General features: G+C 42.5%; 6 protein-coding genes. 1 reads left to right on the top strand and 5 read right to left on the bottom strand.

Features of this window, described 5'->3' with window-relative positions; genetic code table 11:
- From IIB50_03050 to IIB50_03030, 5 genes are all read right to left on the bottom strand, one after another.
- A partial coding sequence (locus IIB50_03050; protein ID MCH7530066.1) for an FRG domain-containing protein occupies window positions 1–355 on the bottom strand: 355 nt, incomplete at its 3' end.
- Entirely contained in the window at window positions 337–537 is a 201-nt protein-coding gene (locus IIB50_03045; protein MCH7530065.1) for a hypothetical protein, read from the bottom strand. The genes IIB50_03050 and IIB50_03045, both read right to left, overlap by 19 nt.
- Before the next feature lie 234 nt (window positions 538–771).
- The gene (locus IIB50_03040; protein MCH7530064.1) at window positions 772–1,305 is read right to left on the bottom strand and encodes a hypothetical protein; all 534 of its coding nucleotides are present in this window, start codon (window positions 1,303–1,305) and stop codon (window positions 772–774) included.
- Window positions 1,306–1,629: 324 nt separating this feature from the next.
- Window positions 1,630–1,896: a helix-turn-helix domain-containing protein gene (locus IIB50_03035; GenBank protein ID MCH7530063.1), complete on the bottom strand. Its 267-nt coding sequence runs from the start codon at window positions 1,894–1,896 to the stop codon at window positions 1,630–1,632.
- Window positions 1,897–2,240: 344 nt separating this feature from the next.
- Window positions 2,241–2,690, bottom strand: a complete 450-nt coding sequence (locus tag IIB50_03030) for a hypothetical protein (GenBank protein ID MCH7530062.1) — start codon at window positions 2,688–2,690, stop codon at window positions 2,241–2,243.
- A 201-nt stretch (window positions 2,691–2,891) separates the two neighbouring features.
- Between IIB50_03030 and IIB50_03025 the strand changes: the two genes are divergently transcribed.
- A partial coding sequence (locus IIB50_03025; protein MCH7530061.1) for an Ig-like domain-containing protein occupies window positions 2,892–3,863 on the top strand: 972 nt, incomplete at its 3' end.

Here is a 3,863-nt window from a genome sequence, read left to right as displayed (position 1 = left end):
GTAAAAAAGTAGTATAACCTGAAGTATCTTTGGGCAAGTCAATTGTAAATTGATAGATGCTCTGTAATTGACAATTATTTATGTTTGAAAAAGTAGGCCAAGTTTTTCCAGAAATTCGTTCCACTTTGGATTTTATGCCCTCAAGCATAGTGAGGTATTCATAAAGAGTTGTATTCTTGTGTTTTCTTTCCAATGTAGACTCAAGGTGCCATTTATGGTTAGATTGTCCCCTGTACAAAGGTTCTGTAACCATACCTACTCTATGGGGATTTGCATTTAATTCCTGAGTCTCTTCTTTTATTTTTTCCAAGAATTCCTTAAATTCTTCCCAGCTATTTAGGTCTTTTTGTTCCATTTTTTAGCCCTCGATTTCTGCCAGCATGTTTGAAGATAGACCGACACAGATAACCCGCTATCGTGTGCATCCTTCATTAGCTGCTTATGTTCCGCAGGGGTCATTCTCAACGTTACAATCTCTGAAAGTCTGTCCTTTAGTTTCTTGAGTGGCCTGCCCATTTTCTTTTTTCTCTTTACCATAAATACAAAATACATTATGTAATCGAATAAGTCAAACACAAAATCCAAAATATTTCAACTTTTTTTTCAGTCTGCAATATATTAACCTGCATTAGCTCCACTGATATACTCAAGCGCCTGTAGATACTGGTATTCTATAGAACGTTGTTGTACTGTAACATAGCGTTAAATTAGGCAATTTAGAAACATAAGGCTTTTTTCTAAAACAAATTAAGCTCATTTTTCAATTCCCTGCTATGTTAGTTCGTCAACATGGCTATTGGCTGTTTTGTCCTTGCTATGTTGTCCTGTAACAGTTGAGCCATTGTTGTACGTAACAGTTGAATTTTTCTTTTTACATTTTCGCCCGTATTGATTGCCCTTTTGGAAACCTCTGTTAATCGGTCCTTTTAACCTTGGTTTTGGTTCTTCGTAGTCCGCTGTCCCATACAATCTCCAACGGTCGCTGATACTGTAGAACGTAGTAACCTTATGTACACCCATTCCTGTAGCTGCTATATCAATAAAACCCTTTTCTACCAACTTATGAATAGCGTTCCTGAAAGCCGTCCCAGAGATTCTGTATTTGCTTTTTGCCTCTTTGTAGGTAAAAGTTATTTCACCATTGTTCTTGATAGTCCATTGCTCTTTGCCCCTGCGGCCAATCTGTTCACATTGTCTTTTGGTAAGAAATATCATCAACACTTTAATAGCGGTGGCAGTTAAAGACTGAAACGCCTTAGACTGTATCAAACGCCGCTCAACCCAGATATTTTGGCCTTTACCCATATCAGACTACCCTTTGGCTTGTGTTCGTTGATTCTGCGCCGCTAAAACCCCTCATACAGCCATTTCCTGAGATTCTGTGAGGTGGTAGAACCGCTCCATTTTGCAAAAACATAAGTTTGCGGACAGTTGACCAGAAAAGCATTTCGCAGGTAGCTCTTTCATCTGGTGAAAGAAACGGATTGCCAAGTAAGCAAAAAAGATTTCGGATTTCAGCAAACAGCCTGTTTTTTAAGCTTGACAGCAGGACAGCTTTGCGATATGTTACATTGTATCGTTTGTTGTTCTTAGCCGTCTTGCCTGCAATGCAGACGGCTTTTTTTGTTTTCATAATTTCGATCCTTTAACCGTTTGCCATATTTTTCTGTGCGGACAGCCCGCTCTTACATAGGAGTCGAGTTCCGCTCTTGAATATAAAACTTTTCTGCAAGTACCAAGCTTTATAGGCAATAACCCGAACGCCCCTGTAGCGTTGATTTTGTAAAATGTCGCCCGCTTGATGTTCAGGTATTCGCAAACCTGCGGAATTGTAAGCAGCGCAGGTTCAATTTTGACGGGGGTTTCAGTGGTCATCGCTGCTCCCTTTGCTTGCAAGTTCTGGATCACAGCAATTGATTATCTTTTTCAGCTTTTCAGCCGATATTTCACTTTTTCTTTGCATGCCCATACCTAACTACCCCCTATACTTAAATCGTCTCTGTTTGATTGCTGAACTGACTCTGTCGACGACTTCACGGACTTCTGGTAGGGACGATAACGATAAAGCGAGCACAGATAACTGTTACACTGGACCATTTCTGATTGACAGTAACCAAAACAGGCAAGGCACTGGAGTTTTATTGCCTCCCTTGGTGAAGCTTTGCCTGTTAAAACCCTGTCGCAGAGTTTTCTGTATTTTGAAGGAATAGCTGCTCGGTGATTATTAGTTTTATCAGCCTTCATTTAAGCTCCTCGAGTGTGGATCTAAAGGTCATTTCATTTACAAACCCTGCGCCGTCACAGGCGCGGCACTCTTTATTGTTAACATCAGCTCCGCAATACCGACATGTTGCGTAGGGCATAGCGAAGCGGAATATGCGTTTGACATTTCCTATCTCTGCTGTCAGGTTCTCAATCTTAATGAACTTATAGAACAAATCGCTGGCATTCTTACCGTCCCGGACAGTCTTGAGCATATCATTGAGTTGCTTAATCATAGCCCTGTATTCGTTAGACCTCTCAAAAAACTTAACAAGGTGCTCGGGGACCTTTTTGCCTGTCGAATCGAGCGTTTTTTTCTCCGGAACTTGCATTTCATATTCAGACTCGCCGCGCTTGACTTTGCGAGTTTTAGACCGAGAAAGCTCATTTTTGGGCTTAGAATCAGGTCTATCCTCTGAACTGTTCATAGGATAGCTTTTCAACGCTGACTGAATCTTAAATACATATCTCTCGGTAACTCCGACGTGATTTGCAATTTCCCTTAAAGACATTTTCGCCCGCTCCTCGTCCGCCAAGATTTTCTTAATAATCCCTCTTTCGGTGTGATAACCTATTCACCTTATCTCACCTCACCTGACACTGCGGCGCCGATATCCTCACCCACGAGGATGGTAAAGCGCGACGCAGTCGGTAGTGTATTTTTACCATGGGCTGCCAACTTGGAGTCTGATTTAACCGGATACAAGGTTCATTATGGCTCACCCACCGGCTATTCCTTCTCAAATTCAGTTGATATCGGAAACGTAACAAACTATATCCTTTCCGGCGTAACACTTTCTGATACAATTGCCGTCACAGCTTATGATATTAATGCTGACGGTACTGATGACCAAGTAGAAGGGCACGAGAGCTGGTTCTCCTATGCTAATCCACCTCCCGAGTCGCCAACAAGCTTAACTGCTACAGTCGGTGACCAACAGGTCACAGTTGATTGGACAGCGAGTGTTTCACCGGGGATATTACGGTACAAGGTTTATAGCGACACAAGTTCGCCGGCCTCAACTCTAATTGATAGCGTTTCGGGCATATCGACAAGTTTTATTCATACCGGACTTCAAAATGGCACAACGTATTATTATAGAGTTACTGCAGTTGACAGTAATTTGATCGAAAGCGACGACTTCAGCAATGAAGTAAATGCTACGCCTTTTAAGCCATTTAAGGTCGTAAGTGTCAATCCCGCTCAGAATGCTCTAAACATAAGCAAAAGCACTGATATAGCAGCTACCTTCAACTACGACGTGAACCCAGCCACAATTGATTCTACCACATTCGTAGTGCACGCCTCGCAGACCGGTCTGCACAGGGGAACATATTCCTATAATGCAGGGACTAAGACAGTAACTCTCGACCCTCGTGACGACTTCGCCGTTGGCGAGGAAGTCTCAGTTACGCTCACGACAGGTATAAAGAGCGCCGGAGGTATTACGCTGATTAATCCATATACATGGGCGTTTACGGTTGAAGTGGAAGATGGGAGTGGCATTTTTGCTGAGCAGGTGACATATGATGTGGAACCAAACCCTGAGGGCATCACATTAGTAGACCTTGACGGAGACGCAGATCAGGACCTAGTTGTG

The sequence above is a fragment of the Patescibacteria group bacterium genome (assembly GCA_022560785.1).
In the GTDB taxonomy this organism is placed as follows: domain Bacteria; phylum Patescibacteriota; class Minisyncoccia; order Phycocordibacterales; family JADFSL01; genus JADFSL01.
This window is presented reverse-complemented; position numbering and strand designations above follow the sequence as displayed.